The 22456-nt window shown below is 58.5% G+C and carries 19 protein-coding genes, 1 tRNA gene and 1 pseudogene; 9 read left to right on the top strand and 12 right to left on the bottom strand.

Annotation, left to right across the window (positions count from 1 at the left end; genetic code table 11):
* A pseudogene (locus ACVWZJ_RS12465) lies at nt 1-398 on the bottom strand (RNA-guided endonuclease TnpB family protein); the annotation flags it as partial.
* Nucleotides 399-701: 303 nt separating this feature from the next.
* Here ACVWZJ_RS12465 and ACVWZJ_RS12460 point away from each other — a divergent pair.
* A complete protein-coding gene (locus ACVWZJ_RS12460) occupies nt 702-2900 on the top strand; it encodes a caspase family protein (protein ID WP_011432265.1) in 2199 nt (732 codons plus the stop codon).
* Here ACVWZJ_RS12460 and ACVWZJ_RS12455 read toward each other — a convergent pair.
* Nucleotides 2897-3568 carry a DUF1614 domain-containing protein gene (locus ACVWZJ_RS12455; protein ID WP_011432264.1) on the bottom strand — a complete coding sequence of 224 codons (672 nt, stop codon included), beginning with the start codon at nt 3566-3568 and terminating at the stop codon, nt 2897-2899. The two genes, ACVWZJ_RS12460 and ACVWZJ_RS12455, sit on opposite strands and share 4 nt — an antisense overlap.
* 768 nt (nt 3569-4336) lie before the next feature.
* On the opposite strand from ACVWZJ_RS12455, the gene ACVWZJ_RS12450 reads away from it, so the two are divergent.
* Nucleotides 4337-4594 (top strand): hypothetical protein, encoded by a 258-nt coding sequence (locus tag ACVWZJ_RS12450; RefSeq protein WP_238376877.1) that lies wholly within the window; start codon nt 4337-4339, stop codon nt 4592-4594.
* Nucleotides 4591-5283 carry a putative CRISPR-associated protein gene (locus ACVWZJ_RS12445; protein ID WP_011432261.1) on the top strand — a complete coding sequence of 231 codons (693 nt, stop codon included), beginning with the start codon at nt 4591-4593 and terminating at the stop codon, nt 5281-5283. The genes ACVWZJ_RS12450 and ACVWZJ_RS12445 overlap by 4 nt, the downstream gene beginning before the upstream one ends.
* A gap of 100 nt (nt 5284-5383) precedes the next feature.
* Here the strand turns inward: ACVWZJ_RS12445 and ACVWZJ_RS12440 are convergent, their stop codons facing one another.
* Complete coding sequence (locus ACVWZJ_RS12440; protein ID WP_011432260.1) at nt 5384-6778, bottom strand: malic enzyme-like NAD(P)-binding protein; 1395 nt, start codon at nt 6776-6778, stop codon at nt 5384-5386.
* An 8-nt stretch (nt 6779-6786) separates the two neighbouring features.
* Between ACVWZJ_RS12440 and ACVWZJ_RS12435 the strand changes: the two genes are divergently transcribed.
* A complete protein-coding gene (locus ACVWZJ_RS12435) occupies nt 6787-7374 on the top strand; it encodes a chromophore lyase CpcT/CpeT (protein WP_011432259.1) in 588 nt (195 codons plus the stop codon).
* Between the two features lie 4 nt (nt 7375-7378).
* Here ACVWZJ_RS12435 and ACVWZJ_RS12430 read toward each other — a convergent pair whose 3' ends face one another.
* The 8 genes from ACVWZJ_RS12430 to ACVWZJ_RS12395 form a co-directional block, all read right to left on the bottom strand.
* Nucleotides 7379-7681 carry a hypothetical protein gene (locus tag ACVWZJ_RS12430; RefSeq protein WP_011432258.1) on the bottom strand — a complete coding sequence of 101 codons (303 nt, stop codon included), beginning with the start codon at nt 7679-7681 and terminating at the stop codon, nt 7379-7381.
* Between the two features lie 107 nt (nt 7682-7788).
* Entirely contained in the window at nt 7789-8400 is a 612-nt protein-coding gene (locus tag ACVWZJ_RS12425; protein WP_011432257.1) for an ATP-dependent Clp protease proteolytic subunit, read from the bottom strand.
* The gene (locus ACVWZJ_RS12420; RefSeq protein WP_049749557.1) at nt 8348-8683 is read right to left on the bottom strand and encodes a Uma2 family endonuclease; all 336 of its coding nucleotides are present in this window, start codon (nt 8681-8683) and stop codon (nt 8348-8350) included. Before ACVWZJ_RS12420 ends, ACVWZJ_RS12425 begins: the two co-directional genes overlap by 53 nt.
* 37 nt (nt 8684-8720) lie before the next feature.
* Nucleotides 8721-8996 carry a hypothetical protein gene (locus tag ACVWZJ_RS12415; protein WP_041436231.1) on the bottom strand — a complete coding sequence of 92 codons (276 nt, stop codon included), beginning with the start codon at nt 8994-8996 and terminating at the stop codon, nt 8721-8723.
* Nucleotides 8997-9013: 17 nt separating this feature from the next.
* Nucleotides 9014-9649 carry an ATP-dependent Clp protease proteolytic subunit gene (locus ACVWZJ_RS12410; protein ID WP_011432256.1) on the bottom strand — a complete coding sequence of 212 codons (636 nt, stop codon included), beginning with the start codon at nt 9647-9649 and terminating at the stop codon, nt 9014-9016.
* A gap of 127 nt (nt 9650-9776) precedes the next feature.
* Nucleotides 9777-12251 (bottom strand): ATP-dependent Clp protease ATP-binding subunit, encoded by a 2475-nt coding sequence (locus ACVWZJ_RS12405; protein ID WP_011432255.1) that lies wholly within the window; start codon nt 12249-12251, stop codon nt 9777-9779.
* A gap of 118 nt (nt 12252-12369) precedes the next feature.
* Nucleotides 12370-12443: transfer RNA gene (locus ACVWZJ_RS12400), tRNA-Arg, on the bottom strand.
* Nucleotides 12444-12618: 175 nt separating this feature from the next.
* Nucleotides 12619-13716 (bottom strand): tocopherol cyclase family protein, encoded by a 1098-nt coding sequence (locus tag ACVWZJ_RS12395; protein WP_457396250.1) that lies wholly within the window; start codon nt 13714-13716, stop codon nt 12619-12621.
* A gap of 204 nt (nt 13717-13920) precedes the next feature.
* Here ACVWZJ_RS12395 and ACVWZJ_RS12390 point away from each other — a divergent pair, with 204 nt between their 5' ends.
* The 4 genes from ACVWZJ_RS12390 to ACVWZJ_RS12375 all read left to right on the top strand — a co-directional run bounded on the left by ACVWZJ_RS12390 (nt 13921) and on the right by ACVWZJ_RS12375 (nt 19606).
* Nucleotides 13921-15231, top strand: coding sequence for a CmpA/NrtA family ABC transporter substrate-binding protein (locus ACVWZJ_RS12390; protein ID WP_457396249.1), 1311 nt, complete (start codon nt 13921-13923; stop codon nt 15229-15231).
* A 522-nt stretch (nt 15232-15753) separates the two neighbouring features.
* Complete coding sequence (gene ntrB / locus ACVWZJ_RS12385; protein ID WP_414344145.1) at nt 15754-16581, top strand: nitrate ABC transporter permease; 828 nt, start codon at nt 15754-15756, stop codon at nt 16579-16581.
* 68 nt (nt 16582-16649) lie between these two features.
* Nucleotides 16650-18647 (top strand): nitrate ABC transporter ATP-binding protein, encoded by a 1998-nt coding sequence (locus ACVWZJ_RS12380; protein ID WP_457396247.1) that lies wholly within the window; start codon nt 16650-16652, stop codon nt 18645-18647.
* A gap of 71 nt (nt 18648-18718) precedes the next feature.
* On the top strand, nt 18719-19606 hold the full coding sequence (locus ACVWZJ_RS12375) for a nitrate ABC transporter ATP-binding protein (RefSeq protein WP_011432250.1): 888 nt from the start codon (nt 18719-18721) through the stop codon (nt 19604-19606).
* Nucleotides 19607-19821: 215 nt separating this feature from the next.
* On the opposite strand, the gene crn3 is transcribed toward ACVWZJ_RS12375, so the two are convergent.
* Entirely contained in the window at nt 19822-20790 is a 969-nt protein-coding gene (crn3, locus tag ACVWZJ_RS12370; protein WP_414418106.1) for a CRISPR-associated ring nuclease Crn3/Csx3, read from the bottom strand.
* A 165-nt stretch (nt 20791-20955) separates the two neighbouring features.
* Between crn3 and ACVWZJ_RS12365 the strand changes: the two genes are divergently transcribed.
* Nucleotides 20956-22413 (top strand): TIGR03985 family CRISPR-associated protein, encoded by a 1458-nt coding sequence (locus ACVWZJ_RS12365; protein ID WP_011432247.1) that lies wholly within the window; start codon nt 20956-20958, stop codon nt 22411-22413.
* Nucleotides 22414-22456 lie beyond the last annotated feature (43 nt).

Here is a 22456-nt window from a genome sequence, read left to right as displayed (position 1 = left end):
CTCTGGTAGCGGCCAATCGCCAGCTCAAAGCGCTCCCGACCCTCCACCGTGGTCAGCGACACCGTCCAGTCTTTCTCGCGGAACGAAAAGATACGTGCATCGTAGGTAGCGAAGCCACCCTTGAACGTTTTGACGGGGCGGTTTTTCTGTCGGGCAACTTTACGGGCGCCGGCCAGCCGTCTGCAGACCTGCTGAGCCAAGTTACTGGACAAGCCGAACCGGGCGCGGATTTCGCGGTAGCACAGAGACTGGAGCTTAACGGCGTTGACGACTTTCTCTGGCGTGTTTTGGTTGACCCAATTCAAGGCTTGGCCGAAAGCATCCAATGTCTCGTCCAATTTGGCGGCTTGCGACGGGGACACCTTGAGCTTGCAGGATATGCTCAGGACTTGGCTCATAAGTTCATTGTACTTCATCAAAGCGCATTCCTCCCGACACTGACCCTACGGGTACAGTGCGGGGCTCCTGCGATTTCTAGCTGACAGAAGAGCGCTGCCGTGGGATCCCCATGGGAAGTAGCGGAGGTTTGATTGATAAGGAATGCAAAGAAAACGCCAAAAACTGTCACTCGATCTCGGGAAAAAGCTGTGTGGATGGGGATATCCTGAAATAGGCAGCAACAGATTCCAGTGCAAAGTTTAGCTGTGGCTCGCTGGCCGATGGGGTAGTCGTTGGGCCGGGGGTCAGCCCAGAGGGTCAACATGGAAAGGCGGTCTTTTCTGCAAAAACTCCTCCTGGTTGCTGCCGGTCTTGGCCTATCCCCTGGCTGGTTGAGGGGCCGGGCTGAGCGATATGGGCAAGCTTTGGCGGCTGGCTCCCGCAAGCTGGCTGTTCTCATCGGTATTAACCGCTACCTTGGCGAGGGATCCGCGCTACAAGGGTGTTTGACAGATGTGGAGTTGCAGCGGGAGCTACTCCTCTATCGCTTTGGTTTTGACCCGGCAGACATTCTCACCCTTACCGATGGGGCAGCCACGCCGGCTGGGATCCAATCGGCCTTTGCAGAGCACTTGGGGGGTCAAGGGCACACGGCTGAAACAGTGGTGGTGCAGTTTAGCGGCTATGGCCAGTGGCGGCTGGGATCCGCGCCCAACTGTTGGCAGCCGGTGCTGCTGTTGTCTGGCTCTGAGGGAGTGGCAGCAATGGAGCTAGACAGCTTTTTCCGGCTTTTGGAAGGCTTGGGCACTGCCCAGATCACCACCCTTCTGGACTGTGGCTTTACCTATGTCTCGCCGTCGGTGCGAGGCAACTTGCAACTGCGTTCCCGTCCCCCAGCCGCGATCTCGGACTCCAAGGACTCCGTCCCGCTGGCGCGATCGGAGCCGCAGCGGGTTTGGCCGTCTCCGCCCAAGGGCTTGCTGATTTCGGCCACCACCCCGCAAGACTTGGCAGCAGAAGCCGCTTGGCCAGGATTCTATGCCGGGGTACTCACCTATCTGCTGACGCAGTACCTGTGGGAAACCACGCCTGCCACCCGTCTGCTGGTGGCCTTTAACCAGGTGGTCAGCCGGCGGGAGCTGGGCCTCTTCGCCTGCCAACGCCCCACCTTGGAAGGCAAAGACACTGCTCGACACATCCACCCCTATTTTCTCATGCCCACACCGGCAGGGGTCAGCGGGGTAGTTCAAGAAGTGAAGGGAAATCGGGCTCAGGTGTGGTTAGGCGGGATCCCATCGGCGGCCCTGTGTGGTTTGCAGCCGGGTACTCTTTTGGTTCCCATTCCCGCCGATCCTTCCGCCTCTTCGCCGACGCCGCTGCTCATGCGTTCTCGCAGTGGGCTGTTGGCTCAGGTTCAGATGGCCAGTCCGGAAGGGCAGCTTCCCCCTGTGGGCACACCTTTGCGGGAGCAGCTGCGCGGCCTCTCCAGCACGCTCAAGCTTTTGGTTGGCCTAGAGGAGAACCTGGGCCGCATTGAAAAGGTGGATCTGACCAATGCCATTGCCGGCTATAGCTGGATGGAAACGGCCAACCCCCGCGAGCGACAGGTGGACTGTTTGTTGGGCCGCATCACCCCGGAAATGGCCGCTGCTTTTAGGACTCCGTCCCGCTGGCGCGAACGGTCGGATACCCTGCTCAAACCCCTGGAAGTGAACAGCTACAGCCTGTTCTGGCCGGGGCGAGAATTGCTCCTGAATTCCTGTGGCCCAGCAGGAGAGGCTGCAGCAATGGCCGTCCAGCGGTTAGCTCCCCGTCTTGCCCATCTGCTGGCTGCCAAACGTTTGCGCACCACCCTCAATGCGGTTTCCTCTTCCTTGGCGGTGGTGGCGGAGTTGGCCGTCAAAGGTAGAGCTGCCAATCGCGCCAGCGGGACGGAGTCCTTAGCTCCCTCGTTGGCGGCACGCCTTGTCCAGTCCGCAACTTCCGCTCCTGCTGAGGTGGGTATGCAGCGGTTTACGCGAGGGGATCCCTTGCATCTCACCCTTTGCAACAACAGCGAGCAGGATCTCTACGGCTACCTGTTGCTGATCGACCCGACCGGACAACTGCACCTGCTGGCCCCCCTGCCTCAGGACAACTTCACCACACCTCTTCGCTTGGAAGCCAAGAGCAGTTTAACTTTGCCACCCTTGCCGGAGGTCGATGGCGAGCTGCGCTCTGCTGTGAGCTCTGACTTGCTCACCTGTCATGCCCAAGGGCTGACGGAGCTGTTGTTTGTGGCCAGCACCCGCCCCCTGTCCGCCAGCTTGGAAGCCCTCAAGGCTATGGCCCGCAAACTGGGGGTAGCCCGTTCGCCGATGTTGCTCAATGGGCCGCTGGAATGGACGCAAACGCTCCTCGAGGAGTTGACTCAGCGTGCCTCCGATCGCGCCAGCGGGACGGAGTCCTTAGGGGATCCCGACTTGCGTTGGCTGGATCCCGCCCAATCCATCACCCTTTCCCTTACCTATTTGCTGGTTTAGCTCAGCAGCAGGGCAAACAAGCCACAGAGGGCAATACCATCGAAAACCCCGGCCCCGCCAATGCTGAGAATGCCAGAGCAGTTGCGCCGCAGGACTTCTGGCAGATGCAGGAGATCTGCCCCGATCACCGTGCCCAAAACTCCACCAGCAAAGGCCACTGCCGGTGCCTGGTCCCCTGCCCAAAACAGAGCGGCTAAGGCTGCCGTAGCCGGGGCAATCAAGGGGTTCATTTGAATGCCGATCCCCGGCACCACGTGGGAAGCATAGTAGCTGACCAAGGTTACCAGCGCCGTCACCGCCAGGATCAGCACGCTGTCGGCCCGCCCAAATTGATATAGGGCCAAGAGCACCGGGATCAGCCCCCCGCCCACGTTCAAGGCAATCACCGTCTCCTGGGAAAGCTTGGTCAAAGGGATCCCCCAGAACTGCCGCATCCACAAGCTAGCTAGGTCTTCTACCAGCGTCACCTCGCATTTCACCCGATAGAGGGGAATATTGACCGAGCTGCCCACCAGGATGGCCAGCAGCAGTAACAGCGCTCCCTCCCGCGAGAACCCCAGCTTTCCCACCGCCAGCGCCACCACATCCACTGCCAGCCCCAGCCAGAGGAAAGGCAGCAGCAACACCAGCATGAAAAACAACAGCAGCGAGACCGGCAGGTAGAACATGGCAGGGATCCCAACTTTTCTTCAGCCTATCAGGACTCGGTTCAACTTTTCTCAGCTGCGTGCCCCCTGAGAAAGTTAGGTTTGCAACTAAACTTTATTCGTTTCAGGATCTCAAAGGCCAAAAATGAGGTTGCGAATATCCCGATCGCGTTAGCGGGACGGAGTCCTTGAAATATTGCAGCCAGCCCTCCAGTCGCCAGGAGTTTTAGCCATAACGATTTGATAGCGCGGATCTCCATAAAACCGAATTTTGATGTGATTAGATTCTTCAACAGTCTCGAAGCAAAGGTCGCGCAGATACTGTTCAGTATGAATGTTCCACTTGCGGTAGTCTCTGAAGATGTAGCCCTACAGGACAGGCCGGCAGAGGTGCTGCAGATCCTGGGCTAGGCATGGCCCGCTACTACGGGAATGGGGGGATGCCTGCTGGCGAGACTCCGCCACACCAGGGATCCCAGCCCAACAGCCACTCTGGTCGCAGGGACGCCGTTCCCCAAGGCGCGGCAAACGAGCCCCAGCAGGACAGACCACAGCAAAACAACCAATACCCACAAGACTAGACCCAACAGCGGGCCCGCCAAGCCTGCTTCCAGATTGGTCAAAAACTGAAGGCCACCATCACCAACATCAAGGGCAACGAAGTTACTTTCCAGATTTGAAGATATCAGAGAAGATAGCAGAATCGGCAAAGTCCAGCTGCTCTGGGCGCAAAGCAAGACAGAGCTCTCGAAAAATTTGAGTTAACCGCCTATCATGCAGACCATCATCATGACTGTGGGCACCTCCTTGCTCACCAACCTTGACAAAGACCTGCAGCCGCAGCGCCCCTGGGTGGGACAAAAAACCATCGGGGATCCGGAGCAAGCGCTGGCCTGGATGAAAAGAACCGATCTGGAGCTGATCAGCGCCGATCGCGCCAGCGGGACGGAGTCCTTAACCAACACCTACTACCGCCTGGATCCCACCCCCGGCGATGCTTTGGTTCTGCTGCACTCCGCAATGGGCTGGAGTGTGCCCGGATTTTGAAGCTCTTCTTTGAAAGAGAACTGGGCCAACAACAGGTTTCTCTGGTGCCCCTTCCCGGCATCGACTACGAGCTAGAGGGATCCTCTCTGGAGCGGATGGCCGAGCTGTTGAAACAGTTGGCAGAGAGCGCCAAGGGGATCGTCACCTTTGCCGCCACCGGTGGGTTCAAAGCCCAAGCCATGATCATGGCTGTGGTGGGCAGCCAATTGGGGATCCCAGTTTGCTACATCCATGAGCAATACAAGTCTTTGGTCTACCTGCCCTACCTACAGCCGGAAGTTCAGCCCCGGATCCCTCGGGCAGGTCTTCCCGATCGCGCCAGCGGGACGGAGTCCTATCGCGCCAGCGGGACGGAGTCCTTTTCAGGCCGACCTCGCTCCGAAGTCATCCAGCTGCAGGTCGACAGCAGCCACCACCGTCCTCGCAGCTGGGTCAAGGTGGAAAAACTCCTGCGAGACATTCCCTGGGTGGATCTGGTCCGCTACGACCCGCACGCTTACTCTGCCCCCAAAAACAGCCTCAAAGCTGCAAACCGCAAAACAGAGGACGGCCGCCACATTCTGTGGATCCACCTCCACGAGAGCCAGGACACCCACCTTGCTGTCAGGGTAGAGACCACCGGTTACACCCCTGAGCACCTGGAGCAGGCCGCCGCTGAGTTGCGGGAGCGCTTGGGTCGTCTGGTGTGAGTTCCCCCCAGGGAAGGAACAGGCCAAGATCCACCCCCGGCCTTTCGCGAGGTGAGCGCGGGGCATTTTGTGGCTTGTCACCTGGTGCCCTAGGTAGCCCTCAAGGGATCCCGGCCACGCCGGTTTGGCGGGCAGCCTGGATTACCGCAGCGGCCACCTGAGGAACCACCCGCCCGTCGAAGACCGAGGGGATGATCCACTGGGGATCCAACTCTTCGGCAGGGATCAAGGCAGCAATGGCCTGAGCGGCAGCCACACACATCTCGGTGTTGATCTGCTTGGCGCGGCAGTCGAGGGCGCCGCGAAACACGCCCGGAAAGGCCAGCACGTTGTTGATTTGGTTGGGGTAGTCGCTGCGGCCCGTGGCCATCACTGCCACCCGATTGCCCACCAGCTCCGGCTGGATCTCGGGCACCGGGTTGGCCAGGGCAAAGACGATGGGATCCGGTGCCATTTTTTCTACCATCTCCACTGTCAGGGCATTGGCCACGCTCACCCCAATAAACACATCCGCTCCCACCAAGGCTTCCGCCAGGGATCCCTTCTCCTCGACGGCAATGGCCGCCTTCTCGGGGGTGAGATCGGAACGGGAGCGGCTAAGGATCCCTTGGCGGTCGCAGACCAGGATGTGGGCTGCCCCGGCCCGCCGCAGCAGTTGCGTCACGGCAATGCCGGCTGCCCCGGCCCCGTTGAGGACAATGCGCACCTCGTCTAGGCTCTTTTTCACCACTTTCAGGGCATTCAGCAGCGCCGCCAGCACCACAATGGCGGTGCCGTGCTGATCGTCGTGAAACACCGGCAGGTTGAGGCGGGCCTTGAGCTGAGACTCAATGGCAAAGCAGCGAGGGGCGCTGATGTCTTCCAGGTTAAAGCCGCCAAATCCCGGCGCCAGGCGCACCACCGTCTCTACAATTTCCCCCACCTCCTGAGTGGCCAGGCACAGAGGAAAGGCATCGATATCGGCAAAGCGCTTGAACAGCGCCGCCTTCCCCTCCATCACCGGCAAAGCTGCCTCCGGGCCGACATTCCCCAAGCCCAGCACCGCACTGCCATCGGTTACAATGCCTACACTGTTGCCCTTGATGGTGTACTCATAGACCGCGGCGGGGTTGGCAGCAATTTCTAGGGAAACCCGCCCCACCCCCGGCGTGTAGGCCATGGCCAGATCGGCGGCGCTCTCCAGGGGGCTTTTGGCCACCACCTGCAGCTTTCCCCCGCGGTGCAGCTCAAAGGTGCGGTCCACCACCCGCTCCACCTTCACATTGGCCAAGGAGGCAACGGCGGTGTAAATTTGCTGAGCATGCTCGCTGCTGACGGCATCTACACAGATTTCTCGCACCGTTTCTGCTGCCGATTGGTGGATGAGATCGATCTGGCTGAGGCTGCCTCCCACTTCCGCAATGGCCTGGGTGACGCGGGCTAGGGCTCCCGGCTGGTTGAGCAGGCGAATGCGCAGGGCAATGCTATAGCTAGAGCTGGGGGTAAGTTTTGTCATAGCTCCCTATGGTAGACGAAAAATCCGCTTCCGACTTGCACACCCTGGCCAACTGGCTGGAGGGCTACTACAGCAACCGCACCCAGGCGATGGCAGAGCCGGTGTGGTTTGTGCCGGTCAGCCTTTGGTACGTGCGCCTTCCCCACCTGTTCTCGGAGGGGATCGGCTTTTTTACCGAGCAATTTAACCAGCACACGCCGGGCCAGTTTTATCGCAGCCGGGTGCTCCAGGTATTGGGGGATCCCTTGCGGATCGAGAACTACAAATTGCGGGATCAAGCAGCTTGGGCAGGTGCCTCTCAGGATCCGCAGCGCTTGGCGCAGCTCTCCTTGGCCGACCTGGAGCATTTGCCCGGTTGTCGCATTTTGGTGGAAAAGCGCCCAGACTGCTACCACGGCGAAATGCTGCCAGGTGGAGAATGTCGTCTGAACCCCGGGGATAGCACCTATATCCACATCGAGTTCGACCTCACCCCCAGCGAATTCATCACCTGGGATCGGGGCTTTGACGCCGCCACTGGCCAACAAACCTGGGGATCCCGCGCCGGACCCTACCGCTACCAAAAAGGGATCCCACCGGCTCCTCTTCAGGTCTGAACCTTCAAAACAGGAAGGGAAACAGATCTCGAAACCCTTTGCGCAGCCTGAGCAAAAAGATCAGCCGCTCCACCTCTGGAGAGACAGATCCGGTTTCGGGCCGAGCTGCCAAGGCTTCCTGGAGTTCTAGAGCTTCGGCGGCGGTGAGGGGCTGATTATCGACCGGAGAGGGAGCCCGCAAATCTGGCTGGGCCCGCAACACCTCTTCCGGGATCTCATCGGCAGGGGGCAGTGCCCAAGCTTCCGGCCAAAGCAGCAGCAGACCCGCGCAGCAGCCCAGTCCTGCACTCCAGAGCCGTTGGCCCATCCGACCGGTTCTCCTAGCGTTGTCCACTGAACTCCACCCCTTGAAGGGATCCCTCCCAACCTTTCCCAACCCCTCGACCTGTTGCTGGGGGAAAGGGGGGGATCCCTTTAGCTGGCCATGGCTTCCGAGCGCTCTTGGATCACCCGATCCACGATGCCGTAAGCCTGAGCTTCCGTGGCCGAGAGGTAAAAGTCTCGCTCCACATCCCGCTCGATTTTCTCCAGCGGTTGGCCGGTGGTTTGCGCCAAGATCTCGTTCATGCGTCGTTTGACTCGCAGAGTTTCGCGGGCGCGAATTTCAATGTCGCTGGCTTGGCCTTGGATCGTGCCCAGAGAAGGCTGGTGCAGCATGATGCGGGAGTGGGGCAGGGCAAACCGCTTGCCCTTGGTGCCAGCAGCCAACAAAAAGGCTCCCATTGAAGCTGCTTGGCCCACGCAAACCGTAACGATATCTGGCTTGATGTGGTTCATGGTGTCGTAGATGGCCATGCCCGCCGTCACAGAGCCACCGGGAGAATTGATGTACATCACAATGTCCTTTTGCGGATCCTGCGAGTTGAGGTAGAGCATCACCCCCACGATGGTATTGGCCAAGCTATCGTCAATGGGCTCGCCGATAAACAAAATCCGCTCTTGGTACAGGCGATCGTCAAGGCTAATCCACTGGCTATAGGGCTCGCCGGGCAAACGGTAGGGAACCCGAGGCACTCCAATCGGCATAAGTTTCTCCTGGCAAAGTATGAAACACAGAACGACGCGCTTGTAAGATATCTTCCGCGCTCAAATCCAGCTGGGGCAAAACCGAGGAAACAATGCGTCCAGATCCAGTTTTGACCTCGCCTTCGTATTCTCCGCCAACCCAGCGCACCGCGGAAACGGACTGCTTGGCTGGATCCACTGGGATCCCACGGGCAGCGTAATCTTTGCGCTTGTCTTGATAATCGTGTTTTTCATTGTCTACTCCGGGGGAAACGACTTCCACCACCAACAGCGGCAGGGGCATGTGCAGGCAAGGATTCCGCAACCGTTTCCCAGCAAGCTCACATAGCGGGATGCAAAGCCATCACCTCTGGATTGCGCAACCGAGCCTTGGCTGCGGGCACTTCGACCTCAACTTGGCCCAAGCTCAGGCGTTGGATGGGCAAAAACTTGAGCAATTCCGCAACCAGAAACAGCTCAATGAGGGTGTTGATGCGCTCCTCGGTTGGCACTTCCCGAATAGACCCGTCTTCAAGTTCAATCCGTCCTCCATAAGGCCAGTCCGTGAGGTGGAGGTACTCCTCCGCCGTTAAAGGCTGTACGGGAACTTGAACCATGGACGGATCCCTCTGCTTTAGTTTTTGGCTGCTGCCAACTTCGGCACGCCTTTGGAACTGGTCAGCACCTGATCGATGAGGCCGTAGGCTTTGGCTTCCTCTGGTGTCATGAAAAATAGCCGCTCCGTGTCCTTCTTGATGCGCTCCATAGGCTGGCCCGTGCTGCGGGACAGTTGCTCCAGCATCATGTTGCGCAAAGTCAGAATCTCGCGGGTGCGAATTTCGATGTCGCTGGCCTGTCCACGGGTGCCCCCATAGGGCTGGTGGAGCACGATCGTGGCATTGGGCAGACTGGCCCGAAATCCTTTGGCTCCTGCTGCCAATAACATGGCCGCCATCCCAATGGCATTGCCGATGCAGATAGTATGCACAGGCGGCTTGATGTAGTTCATGGTGTCCAGAATGGCAAAGGCCGCTGTGTCGTAGTTATAGGTGCCCGTCGAGTTGATGTACATCTTGATCGGCTTTTCCCGATCCTCGTACTGCAGATACAGCAGTTGCTCGATGATCAGCTTGGTGACGTTGGCATTCGACTCCTCTGCAAGGGGCAAGCCCAGGTAGACAATGCGCTCCTGCAGCAGCAGCGAAGCCAAATCTGGGGGTGGGGTACGAACCGGAGCGCCGCCATAGTAGTAGTAGGTCGATTGCACCATGCCAGAGATCTCCTACGCCTGGGTCTGTTCAACTGAAAAACACCAGAAAAACAACACTTGAGGACCACAAGGGATCCGCAGCATCCCAACGGATCCCTTGCAGTCTGAGGACCTCTCAAAGCCAGCTTTACTCCGCCCCTTGAGGCAAGAGAACCCGCTCCGGCTCCGTGACCAGCACCTTGGGCTTGCGCTCCTCATCCACATCGATGAGCACCTCCGATCCCTCCCGGACATGCCCAGTCAGGATCTCTTCCGCCAGGATGTCTTCCAGCAGGCGTTGGATGGCGCGGCGCAGCGGGCGTGCCCCGTAGCTGGGGTTATACCCCTCCTCCACCACCAAGTCTTTGAAGCGGTCGCTGACCGTAAGGCGGATTTTCTTCTCCGTCATGCGGTCAAACACTTCCTTGAGCAGGATGTCGGCAATCTGCTTCACCTCATCCTTGGTCAGTTGCCGGAAGACGATGATCTCGTCCACGCGGTTGAGGAACTCCGGACGGAAGTACTGCTTCAGCTCCTCGTTCACCAGGTTGCGGATGCGGTTGTAGTTGGCATCCTCGTCGTTGGTGTTGAACTCGAAGCCGAGGCTACCGCCGCCCTTCTCGATGACCTTCGAGCCGATGTTAGAGGTCATCACGATCAGGGTGTTCTTGAAGTCCACCGTGCGGCCTTTGGCATCGGTCAGGCGGCCATCCTCCAGGATTTGCAGCAATAGGTTAAACACATCCGGGTGCGCCTTCTCGATCTCATCGAAAAGCACCACCGTGTAGGGGCGACGCCGCACCGCTTCTGTGAGCTGACCCCCCTCGTTGTAGCCCACATAGCCCGGCGGGGATCCGATCAGCTTGCTGACCGTGTGCCGCTCCATGTATTCCGACATGTCGAGGCGGATCATGGCCGACTCGGAGCCGAAGAAGTAGGCTGCCAAAGCCTTGGTCAGCTCGGTTTTGCCCACCCCTGTTGGGCCGGAGAAGATGAAGCTGGCGATGGGGCGGTTGGGATTTTTCAGCCCCACCCGAGCGCGGCGGATGGCCCGGGAGATGGCCCGCACCGCTTCGTCTTGGCCGATGATGCGCTGGTGCAGGGTTTCTTCCATGTTCAGCAGCTTCACTGACTCGCTCTCGGTCAGCTTGGCCACCGGCACCCCCGTCCAGGCGCTGACCACTTGGGCCACGTCCTCTTCGGTTACCTCGGGCATTTCGCTGCGGCTGCTCTCCTCGGCTTTTTTGGCAGCGGCAATGGCGCGGATCTGCTGCTTGATCTCCATCTCCCGATCCCGCAGCTCACCAGCCTTGTCGAAGTTCTGGGCCCGCACCGCAGCGTCTTTCTCCTTGAGCACTCGCCGCAACTCTTGATCCAGCTCCCGGGCCGCCGGGGGCAGTTGAGAGTTGATCAGGCGCACCCGCGAAGCAGCCTCGTCGATCAAATCGATGGCCTTATCCGGCAGGAAGCGGTCGGAGATGTACTGGTCGGCCAGCTTGGCGGCTGCATCCAAGGCCGCATCGGAGATCTTCAGCTTGTGGTGCTGCTCGTAGCGCTCCCGCAAGCCAAACAGGATCTCGATGGTCTCGGAGACCGTCGGCTCGCCCACCATGATGGGCTGGAAGCGGCGCTCCAGAGCAGCATCCCGCTCGATGTGCTTGCGGTACTCATCCAGGGTGGTGGCGCCGATGCACTGCAGCTCGCCGCGGGCCAAAGCAGGCTTGAGGATGTTGGCGGCATCAATCGCCCCTTCCGCAGCCCCGGCCCCGATCAGGGTATGTACCTCGTCGATGACCAGGATGATGTTGCCGGCATTGCGGATCTCATCCATGATTTTCTTGAGGCGCTCTTCAAACTCGCCGCGGTACTTGGTGCCGGCCACCAGCAAACCAATATCCAGGCTGATCACCCGCTTGTCGGCCAAAATATCCGGCACATCCCCCTGCACAATGCGCTGGGCCAAGCCTTCGGCAATGGCAGTTTTGCCCACCCCCGGCTCGCCAATGAGGACGGGGTTGTTCTTGGTGCGGCGGCCCAAGATCTGGATCACCCGCTCGATCTCCCGCGTCCGACCGACCACCGGATCCAGCTTGCCCTCCTGGGCCAGTTGGGTGAGGTTGGAGCCGAATTCGTCCAGGGTGGGCGTTTTGGTGCGGCTGGAGGATCCCCCCCCTGCCGTCACTTCGGCAGTCTCGCCCAACATGCGGATCACCTGGGTGCGCACCTTGGACAGATCCACCCCCAGGTTTTCCAAGACGCGGGCCGCTACTCCCTCCCCTTCTCGGATCAGGCCCAGGAGCAGGTGCTCAGTGCCAATGTAGTTGTGGCCGAGCTGGCGGGCCTCTTCTAGGGAGAGTTCCAGCACTCGCTTGGCGCGGGGAGTGAAAGGGATCTCGACGGCCACAAAACCGGATCCCCGACCGATAATTTTCTCGACTTCAATGCGGGCGTCCTTCAAGTTCACTCCCATGGACTTGAGAACTTTGGCGGCGACCCCAGTGCCCTCGCCGATTAACCCCAACAAAATTTGCTCGGTGCCAACGAAATTGTGACCTAACCGTCTGGCTTCTTCTTGGGCCAGCATGATCACCTTGATGGCTTTTTCTGTAAAGCGTTCAAACATGATCCTCGGGCTCCCTACGCCTGCATCAAGGCGGACTTGATAGGGGTAATCCTAGCACAAGTTCTGGCGAAACCAAGGGACGGTAAATACCCCAGACGGAAGCTGTCTGGGGCCAAAACGCGCCTGGAGAGATTTGAACTCCCGACACCGTGGTCCGTAGCCACGTGCTCTAGTCCACTGAGCTACAGGCGCAAAAGGGGCGGGCCAACCACGGTTGACTGTCTGTCCATACTATCTGTCCATAGTTACTCAGATACTATCCAGTACTATCCAGAGACAGAGATAGACATCTATCAATGTGGCTTAGGCATTCTAGCACAAGAGCGTTCTTTGGAAAGTCCAGCGGGGGTGTAGATATCCGCCAGCGTTAACATTGCCCTTGCCAAGGTTGCCGGACTTCTCCCCCCACTTCGAGGCCGGCTTGGGGGCTGGTGGTCTTGATCACCGGCGTCCAGACTTGGCCGTTGCGCTGCCAAAGCTGCAGGTGCAGATGTCCTGCCAGGGTATCCCGACAGTTGCGCTGCATCCCTTCTGGGCCAGGAGTGAATACAGTTTGGCCAGGCCGCCGCGTGTGCCCTTCCAGCCGAATACACCAGAGGGCGCTCTCTCCCCGGATTCGCCAAGATCCCCAGGGATCCACTTGCCAGGTCAGCCGAGCGGATCCGGGTCGCCATTCCAAAAAGGGCTGGGATCCCCATCCATGCAGGCTGATCAGGGCCACTTCTTCGGGGCGGGTGAGCACCTGCCGCTCAGCTCCGGCACAGGTGAGGCTAAGGCCGGGATGTTGGGGAAAGGCGTTGCACTGGATCCAAAACCAGCGGCGAGGAAAGCTTTGGCCCCAATTTTTTTCGGCGTAGGCGGGAGCCTGCTGAAATGCATAGCGCCTGCCTCTCCACTCCACCCAGCCGGTGGCCAAGCCATGGCTCATGAGGATCTGCCAGCCCGGCTCAAAGATGGGCAGATAAGACCAGGCTCCCATGGTGGCTCGGGGTGGGATCCCATAGGCAAAACGAGGCTGAATGCGGTAAAGCCAGCGAATGGGCTCAGAGCCCAAGGGATCCGGCAAAATCCCCTGATTGAGGTGGGCGGTGTATTGGTAGCCACTGGCGGTGCGCTGGAAGAAGGTGAAGGGATCCTGAAGGCCGCGACAGCCGGGGCCTGGGATCCCTGAGTGCCCCAAGGCCAGATGGGTTGAGCTGGCCCAAAAGCGGCGGGGATTGGGGAAGGTGCGCCAATGCAGCTCCTCCTCTGGCCCCAACACCTGAGCCATGCCCCCGCGCTTGGGATCGATGGCGTACATGAAGGCAAAGCTAATGGGCGGATCCCCGGGCAAGGTGACGCGGCTATACCAACCCTCAAAAAACCGCTCTGTGCAGCCATCCCAGTGATAGCCGGCATGGGGCAGGGATCCCCAATCTGTTGAGTTGTTTTGCCCAGAGCAAGCCGCCGTTGGAGGAAACGCCATTGAGACCTAAGCCATCGCAACAATGATAAACGAAAGTCTATGCTTACCAAAATAATAATTGTATTGTTTCTATATTTATTTGCCCTTAGGATATCAACCAAGCTGAGATTTAAGGATTTCTTGAGATTTCACGAAGGAAATCCGTGGGTCAGGCAACTTGAACCGGAAAGCTTCCATCTTGCCTTCACATATCCTTTCGATGAGGTGAGCATGACGTCACGTCGTAACTTTTTGCTGTCTGCGGGTGCGGCCACCGTGGGTGGACTCGTGAGTGGCAGCTTAGCACGGGCCAGCACAGGCTACTGGGTTGCCCAGGCCAGCGGCCCAGAAACCCCCAATCTCAGGTTAGGCTTTATACCGATTGTGGAGTCTGCCCCCCTGATCATCGCCAAGGAGAAGGGCTTTTTCGACAAGCACGGCATGACCGGTGTAGAGGTGTTGAAGCAGGCCAGTTGGCCGGCAGCCCGTGACAACGTGGTCATCGGCTCAGCGGGTGGGGGAATCGACGGTGGCCAGTGGCAGATGCCGATGCCTCACATGATCCACATTGGCGCCATCACCAACAATCAGCCGGTGCGCATGGCAGTTCTGTGTCAGCTGATCACCCAAGGCAACGGGATTGCCATTGCCGGAATGCATGCTGGCAAGGGTTTGGGGCTGGATATCTCGGGAGCCGCGGATTACATCAAAAATTTCAGCGCCAGCAACGGGCGCAAGTTCAAAGCTGCCTATACCTTCCCCAACGCCAATCAAGATTTTTGGATCCGCTACTGGCTTGCCGCCGGGGGGGTGGATCCGGATCAAGACATTGACCTGTTGGCGGTTCCCTCTGCCGAAACGGTGCAGGGAATGCGCAATGGCACCATGGATGCTTTTAGCACGGGGGATCCCTGGCCCTACCGGATTGTGGCCGATGGGATCGGGTTTATGGCGGCCCTTACCCAACAGATTTGGCCCTTTCACCCCGAAGAATACTTGGCCATTCGCGCCGATTGGGTAGAGCAAAACCCCAGGGCCACACAAGCCACTTTGATGGCGGTGATGGAAGCGCAGCAATGGTGCGACGATCCGGCCAACCGAGAAGAACTGACACGCATTCTCTCAGGGCGTGCCTACCTGAATGTGCCGGTTGAAGTTCTCACCCCTCCCTTTCAAGGCAAATACGAATTGGGAGACGGCAAGCCAGCTGTTCAAGATTTCAATGCCGGGCCCTTGTACTGGGAAGATGGCCGGGGCAGCGTCTCTTACCCCTACAAGAGCCATGACCTTTGGTTCCTGACGGAATCCCTGCGTTGGGGCTTCCACGCTCGCTTCCTTCCCGATCTGGATACTGCCCGTCGTCTGGTGGATGAAGTGAACCGTGAAGATCTCTGGCGTGAGGCCGCCCAGGCACTGGGGGTGAAGAACATCCCCAACAACACCTCGCGGGGAACAGAGCGTTTCTTTGACGGTGTGGTGTTTGACCCACAGGATCCGCAGGCTTACCTGAACAGCCTGAAAATCAAAAGGGTCTAGCTGAATAGCTTGATTGGGCCAAGTTCCTCACCTTCTTTCGCAGGAAGTCCATGGCTTACCGTTTCCTTGTTCGAATCTCTCGCGCGACAGGGATCCTGCCTACCTGTGGGATCCCACGAGGTCGAAAAAAGCGGTGCCGAGCTTTCTGCCCAAACGATGGAAAGTTGATGGATGCTATGAGCCTCGCACTTTTTGAATAACTTTAAATGCCATGTTGAGGATCGGCTATGTTGGCTCTACTTCACGTTCCGCGCGAACTCTTCAGGGATCCTCCTTTTGAGAGGCCGGCCCAGCCCCGCTGGGACAAGCTCATCCTTTCAATAGCCGTAGGAATCCTGGGTTTTCTGATTGTCGTGAGAGTTTTGTTGAGTTTGCAATCCCTGTGTTTGCCCATCCAACGAAAAGGCAAGGCCAATCCCAGTTCATGCTCTGTTTCCAACACGTTGTAGAACCCTGCGGCTGGAATGTTCTGAGAGCGCGACAACAGAGAACCTTGTAAAACCCTATCCTCCTCTAGGAGCTATGACGACAACACTTTCTTCTCCGGCAAAATCTGCAACGGCGAAGCTCGATTTGGCGAAGTACCGAGATCAGATTCTCCCCCCTGTGGTGGGTATTGTCGGATTCCTGCTCATCTGGCAGCTCTTGGCCAGTGCCAACCTTATTCGGCTGCCGGGGCCCTGGGATGTGTGGATGGATGAGCGCAGCCGGTACCTGATCCTGCATCCTTTGTACCGCAACAGCGACCTCGACCAAGGGCTGCTGCGCCAAACCTTGGCCAGCCTACAAAGGGTGGCCATCGGCTATTGCAGTGCCGCTTTGGTGGGCATCACGTTGGGCATTTTGGTGGGAAGCAGTGTGTGGATCAACCGAGCTTTGGATCCCATTTTCCAATTTTTGCGCATGGTAGCTCCCTTGGCTTGGGTGCCCATATCTTTGGCTGCTTTGCAACGCAATGAGCCGGCTGCCCTGTTCGTTATTTTTATTACCTCAATTTGGCCCATTCTCATCAACACGGCTGTGGGGGTGAGACAGATCCCGGAAGACTACATCAACGTCTCCAAAGTGCTCAAGCTCTCCAAAGTGGACTTCTTTTTTAAGGTGTTGCTGCCCTCAGCCCTGCCCTACATGTTCACAGGTCTGCGCATCGGCATCGGCCTGTCTTGGCTGGCCATTATTGCCGCAGAGATTGTGATGTCGGGTGTGCCGGGGATCGGCTTTTTCATCTGGGATGCCTACCAGCAGAACTACGTTACGGAGATCATCGTTGCCGTCATCTACATCGGAGCGGTGGGATTGCTTTTGGATCGCCTGATGTCTGTTTTGCAAAACAAGATAGCCAACCAATGATGTGTTGGATGTGTTGTCAGTATGTGGTTGGTTTGAGGCTAGACGGGTGATAGGTTGGGAGGTTTTCTGTGTCTGTATTGGTCAGTGTGGAGCAGGTGGAAAAATCTTTTGCTCTGCCCGGAGGGCAGGAATACCTTGCTCTGAAAGGGATCGATCTGCAAATCCATCGAGGGGAGTTTGTCTCCTTAATCGGCCACTCCGGCTGTGGCAAATCCACCCTATTGAACATGGTGGCGGGGCTGTCTTTGCCTACGGGGGGGATCGTGGCTTTGGATGGGCATACCATCACCGCTCCCGGCCCCGATCGCATGGTGGTGTTTCAGCATTACTCGCTTTTGCCTTGGCTAACGGTTCGGCAAAACATTGCGCTGGCGGTGAATGCCGTTCTTAAAAACCATTCTCCGGCGGAGCGTCAGCAGATCGTAGAAGAGCACATTGATCTGGTGGGTTTGCGCCATGCCGCAGATAAGCCCCCAGCCCAATTGTCCGGGGGGATGAAGCAGCGGGTGGCCATTGCCCGTGCCCTGGCTTTGCGGCCCAAAGTGTTGCTGCTGGATGAGCCATTTGGCGCTTTGGATGCGCTCACGCGCGGGAACTTGCAAGAGCAGTTGATGCGCATCTGCGAAGAACATCAGATGACCACCCTCATGGTCACCCACGATGTGGACGAAGCGGTTCTTCTGTCAGATCGTGTGGTCATGCTCACCAATGGGCCGGGATCCCGAATTGGGAACATTTTAACCATTGACATTCCTCGGCCCCGCCGTCGGCTGGAGGTGGTCAACCATCCCAGCTACTACAGCTACCGCAGCGAGATCATCTACTTTTTGAACCAACAAAAACGGATTAAGCAATGGCGTGCTCGCCGAAGCACTGTGGTGGCCAGGCATGGCTTGGAAAAGATCAACTTGGAGATCGGCTTTGTGCCCCTCACTGCCTGCGCTCCGTTGGCTGTGGCCAAAGAAAAAGGGTTCTTTGCCAAACACGGCTTGGAAGAAGTGAATTTGGTGCGGGAAACCAGTTGGCGAGGGATCCAAGACGGCATCCAGGGAGGTTACTTGGATGCGGCCCAAATGCCCGCCGGCATGCCGGTGTGGATGTCTCTGGGCGGCGGGGACAACCCACCCCAGCCGGTGGTGACTGCCCTCACCTTGACCCGCAACGGCAATGCCATTACCCTGCACAGGCGCTTCTACGAGCAAGGGATCCACACGCTGAGCCAGTTGAAGGCTTACATCCTGGATAGCCCCAGCCGTCGGCTGACCTTTGGGGTGGTGCATCCCAGCTCCATGCACAACTTGCTGCTGCGCTATTGGCTGGCAGCCGGCGGGATCCACCCGGATCACGATGTAGTGCTGAAAACCCTGCCACCGGCCCAGATGGTGGCCAACCTAACAGCCGGCAACATCGACGGCTACTGCGTGGGAGAGCCTTGGAATCTGCGGGCCGCCCTGGAGGGCAGCGGCTTTACGGTGGCTACGGATCTGGAGATTTGGCTGGGCCATCCCGGCAAGGTGTTGGGGGTGCGTGAAGATTGGGCCAGGGCCTATCCCAACACCCACATTGCCTTGGTGAAAGCGCTGCTGGAAGCCTGCCGCTACTGTGAAGACCCGGCCTATCACGACGAGATTCGCGAGCTGCTCAGCCGCCGCGCCTACCTGAGCACCGACCCATCCTACATTCATCTGGGGGATCCCCAGCGTCTGATCTGTGACTTGGACAGGCCGATGCGGGAATATGCCCACCACCGCTTCTTTCTGGGAGCCGGCAACCGTCCCAGCCGCACCGAGCATCTGTGGATGATGACCCAAATGGCCCGCTGGGGGGATCTGCCCTTCCCTCGCAACTGGGTGGAGATCGTGGAGCGGGTATGTCAGGTGGGGGTATTCAGTACGGCAGCCCGCGAGCTGGGGCTGGATGTGTCTTACCAGCGGCAGCCCATTCAGTTGTTCGACGGGATCCCCTTTAATGGTGAGGATCCCCTGGCCTACCTCAACAGTTTGGCGATTAAGCACGATATTTATGTAGCCGAGGTTGCCTTAGATCGTCGTCCTGTGTTGCTCTAGATACCCACTTGGGCGCCCTTGCAAAAGCACATTCCCCGTTGTGAGAAAATCATGAGTTGGAGCACCCTACGATGACTGCCCTCTTGACAACCTCTACCCCAGCGAACGTAGCCGCAGAACCCTACCTAAGCCTTGAGAATGTCAGCAAGACCTACTCAACTCCCAAGGGGGATTATCCCGTCTTGCGAGATATCAACCTCAGTGTGAACGAGGGAGAGTTTGTCTGCTTGGTTGGGCATTCCGGCTGTGGCAAAACCACCCTGCTGAATATGGTTTCCGGATTTGCCCAGCCCACCAGTGGCTCGGTGAAGCTGAAAGGGCAGCCGATTACAGCTCCTGGCCCGGAGCGCATGGTAGTGTTTCAAGGGTATGCCCTGTTGCCTTGGCTCACGGTTTATGAAAATGTTTATTTGGCCGTTCGGTCGGTATTTCCCCAAAAGAGCCAGTCGGAAAAGCATCGAATTGTGGAAGAACATTTGGATTTGGTGGGGCTGGGGGAAGCCGCTCAGAAATATCCCTCGCAAATTTCGGGAGGGATGAAACAGCGGGTAGCCATTGCTCGTGCGTTGGCCATCCGTCCAGAAGTGCTGATTTTGGATGAACCCTTCGGGGCCTTGGATGCCATTACCAAAGAGGAGCTGCAAGAGGAGCTGTTGCGCATTTGGGATGAACATCGCTGCACGGTTTTGATGATTACCCACGACATTGATGAGGCGCTGTTTTTGGCCGACCGCCTGGTGCTGATCGCGCCAGCGGGACGGAGTCCTTTCGCGCCAGCGGGACGGAGTCCTTTGACCAATGGCCCTGCAGCCACCATCGGGCAGATCGTGACCATCCCCTTCCCGCGCCCTCGGGATCGCGAGCGGATTCTTGAAGATCCGCAGTACTACCGCCTGCGCAACTCGGTTCTCAGCTATCTCTACGGCCATGAAGCCAACCCAGAGGCGGCTTACCGGTAAATCCAACCTGGAGCAGTTGACGGAGCGAGAGGGCGACAAGGCAACCCAAAACCCAAAAACCACACACCTTGGCCATCAGGTGCAGCCCCTGGTCAGGCGATCCGCAAACCTCTCTTGGAACTCGCACACAACGCCGTGCAACCGCTCGTCCAAAACGGCCAGCGTCCGGGATGCGATATATGCTGACCCGCCCCTCCAATTCTGAACCTGCAGCTCTAGTGAATGAGGCGGCGCACCGCCCGCAGCAGCTCCGCGGGGGGAGGAGAGTTGGGATCCCAGCGAATTTCCAACTCAGGTGAGTCTTTGAGCACTTGAGGAGGGCCGGGCGAGGTGTGCAGGATGGCCACACAGCGCAAATTGCCCCGGTCTCGACAAAACTCGTGCCAGAGAGGGATAGCCTCGGGATCCCGGCTGACCACCAGGTAGTGGGAGCAGGCTTCCAGGATCGGCTGCTTTTGCGGATCCACCTTGCCGCCCACATCCACAATCACCAAACTCTTTTGCCGGCGCAAAGCCAGAATGGCCTGGGCATGGAAGCTGAAAAATTCGGGGGTAAAAGAGCCCCGGTACTGGTGCTTGAGGATCTTCGCCTCTTCTGGTGGCAAGTCTAAAGTCCAATTGCCTTCCCCATCCCAATGGGCCCGTTGCAGATAAATATCGGGATGCTCCGGCAGCAGAGCTTCGAAGAGGGCGCGGGCAAGACGGCTTTTGCCACTGTCGGGGGGGCCCACCACCATCACCGCCGCTGCCAATTCTGTTCGCGTCAGCGGGCCGTAGGCCTTGCCCGGCCTTCCCTGCACCCAGGGGATGACCTGGCCCACCCGCACTTCGGGGGTATGGCTGGAGACCACCACCGCGCCCAAGCGTGGGTCATAACAGGCCACCCAACGGGTGAAGTGGCACTCATGCACCAGCCAGCCATACAGCCAAATGGGGGCCCGCCCCGTCAGAACCACCCCCAGCTGGGCATTGATCCCGGCAGGCAGCTGAAGCTGAGCCAAATCCTCTGGAAAAACCAGGCGATCCGGTCGGGTCAGCTCAATTTCGATGACCTGAAAAGACAGTTCCGAAGAATGGGATCTTCGAGGGTCCAAGGACTCCGTCCCGCTGGCGCGAAAGGACTCCGTCCCGCTGGCGCGAGCGGCCAGACAGCCGGAAAGCAAATGCAGTGCCACAGCAGCCATGGGCAGATTTGACGAGACAGGTTGACTTCAGTATGGAAGAGATTGGAAGTGGAAGGTTCCAACTCATGTCAGAGTGGTCAGGCTCTCACTTGCGCCTTGCTCCAAGAAAACCCCTGGCCTGGAGTGCCATCAACTGGTTGACCTAAGAACCGAGGGAACTGTCGGATGAGCGGATTTGAGCTGCCTTTGACGGTGGAAGTGTTGCGTTGGTTAGCGGGCGGTCAGTTGGCCGAGCGCCTGGAGCGGGCCGTGCGCCTGTGGGTACTGCTCCACTGCCTCTATGGCGAAAACCGCTGGCCAGACCTGCCGGAAACCTTTGGCTACACCCACATCCGGGATCGCTTGCTCTCACCACGGCACCCCAAGCAGGATCTGGCACAAGGGATCCCTTCACCCTGTCCTGATGTTGACTGCATTTGCTGGAAACCCTTGAGGTTTTGGCTGAAGGATCCCAACCTATTGGCCGCCTTAAAAGTAGAAGTTCCGGATCTGGAAGCGCTGCTATCTGCCCGACCCTTTCACAAGACCCACCGCACCCTGCGCAAAGAGCTGGACTACCTGGCCGCCCAGGGTTGGCTGCAGCAAATTCAGGCCAACCCCAAGCGAAGAGACAACTTCCGCTGCTGCGCCCCAGGGGCTCATCCCCAGTTGCCGGCACCTTCATCCACTTGGACTCTATCGGGCAAGCAGCTTGAGCAGATTTATCACATCCTCAGCGATGTGGCCTTTGTGCATCCAGATGTCCAGGTTTTGCTGGATGAAATCTGGGCCAACCAAAGGACTCCGTCCCGCTGGCGCGATCAGCACTCGCAGCGGCGGCTGTTTGTGTGGTTTGAGTACATCCTCTCGGACGAACAGCAAGAACGGGTGGATGAATATCAAAGCCAGCTAGAAGCCCTTTGGGCCAACCCAGAAGCAGGGGTGATCGGTTTTGACTACGCCACCCGCCAACATGGGATCCGACACGTTCTCACTTACCCAGTCTGTTTGTTCTATGCCCGCCGCGCCAAGTATTTGGCAGCCTTTGGCCAGCTTCCCACCCCCGAAGGATCCCTGGGCTGGCACAATTTCCGCTTAGATCGGATCCAGTCTGAGCGCCTGGCGGTGATTCCCTGGGACGCTCCTTCCATTCCGCCAGAGCTGGCAATCCGCAAACGGCAAAAGAAGCTGCCCAGCCCAGAGGAAGTCCAAGCAGCATGGGAAGAAGCCTGGGGATCCGATTTTTACTTGCCCAAGGCATTGTTGATCCTTCGATTTTCCCCGGAGTTTGCCCGTCGCTATGTGGAAAGCACAGTGCGACATCCCACCTTCCAGCCCATTGCCTACGAGCGGATCCCGGCTTTGGTGCAGCAGGCAGTGGCGGATGCGCGGGAGCGCGAACAGATTTTGAACATTGTCCGGCAAAGACCAACCAGCGACCGGTACTTCCGCGCCTGGGTACGGGTGGGAGATACCAATTTCACCATGCGCCTGCGGGATTGGCGGCCCAACGGCGAGGTCATCGCTCCCCTGGCCTACCGGGAACAGATGGCTCGGGAAGCCCAGGCAGAGCTGCAGTTTTATCGCCCCGACGTAAACTACCCGGCTCCGACCGCTAAGCGGTACGGAGCGGGCTTTCAGTAGCCCTGAGCCTGTTCTGCTCTACCAGAGAACAAAACAAGCCCGG

This window comes from Thermostichus sp. OS-CIW-29 (assembly GCF_054058195.1).
The sequence above is the reverse complement of the archived record's forward strand: the minus strand, read 5'-3'. Positions and strand labels throughout refer to the sequence as shown.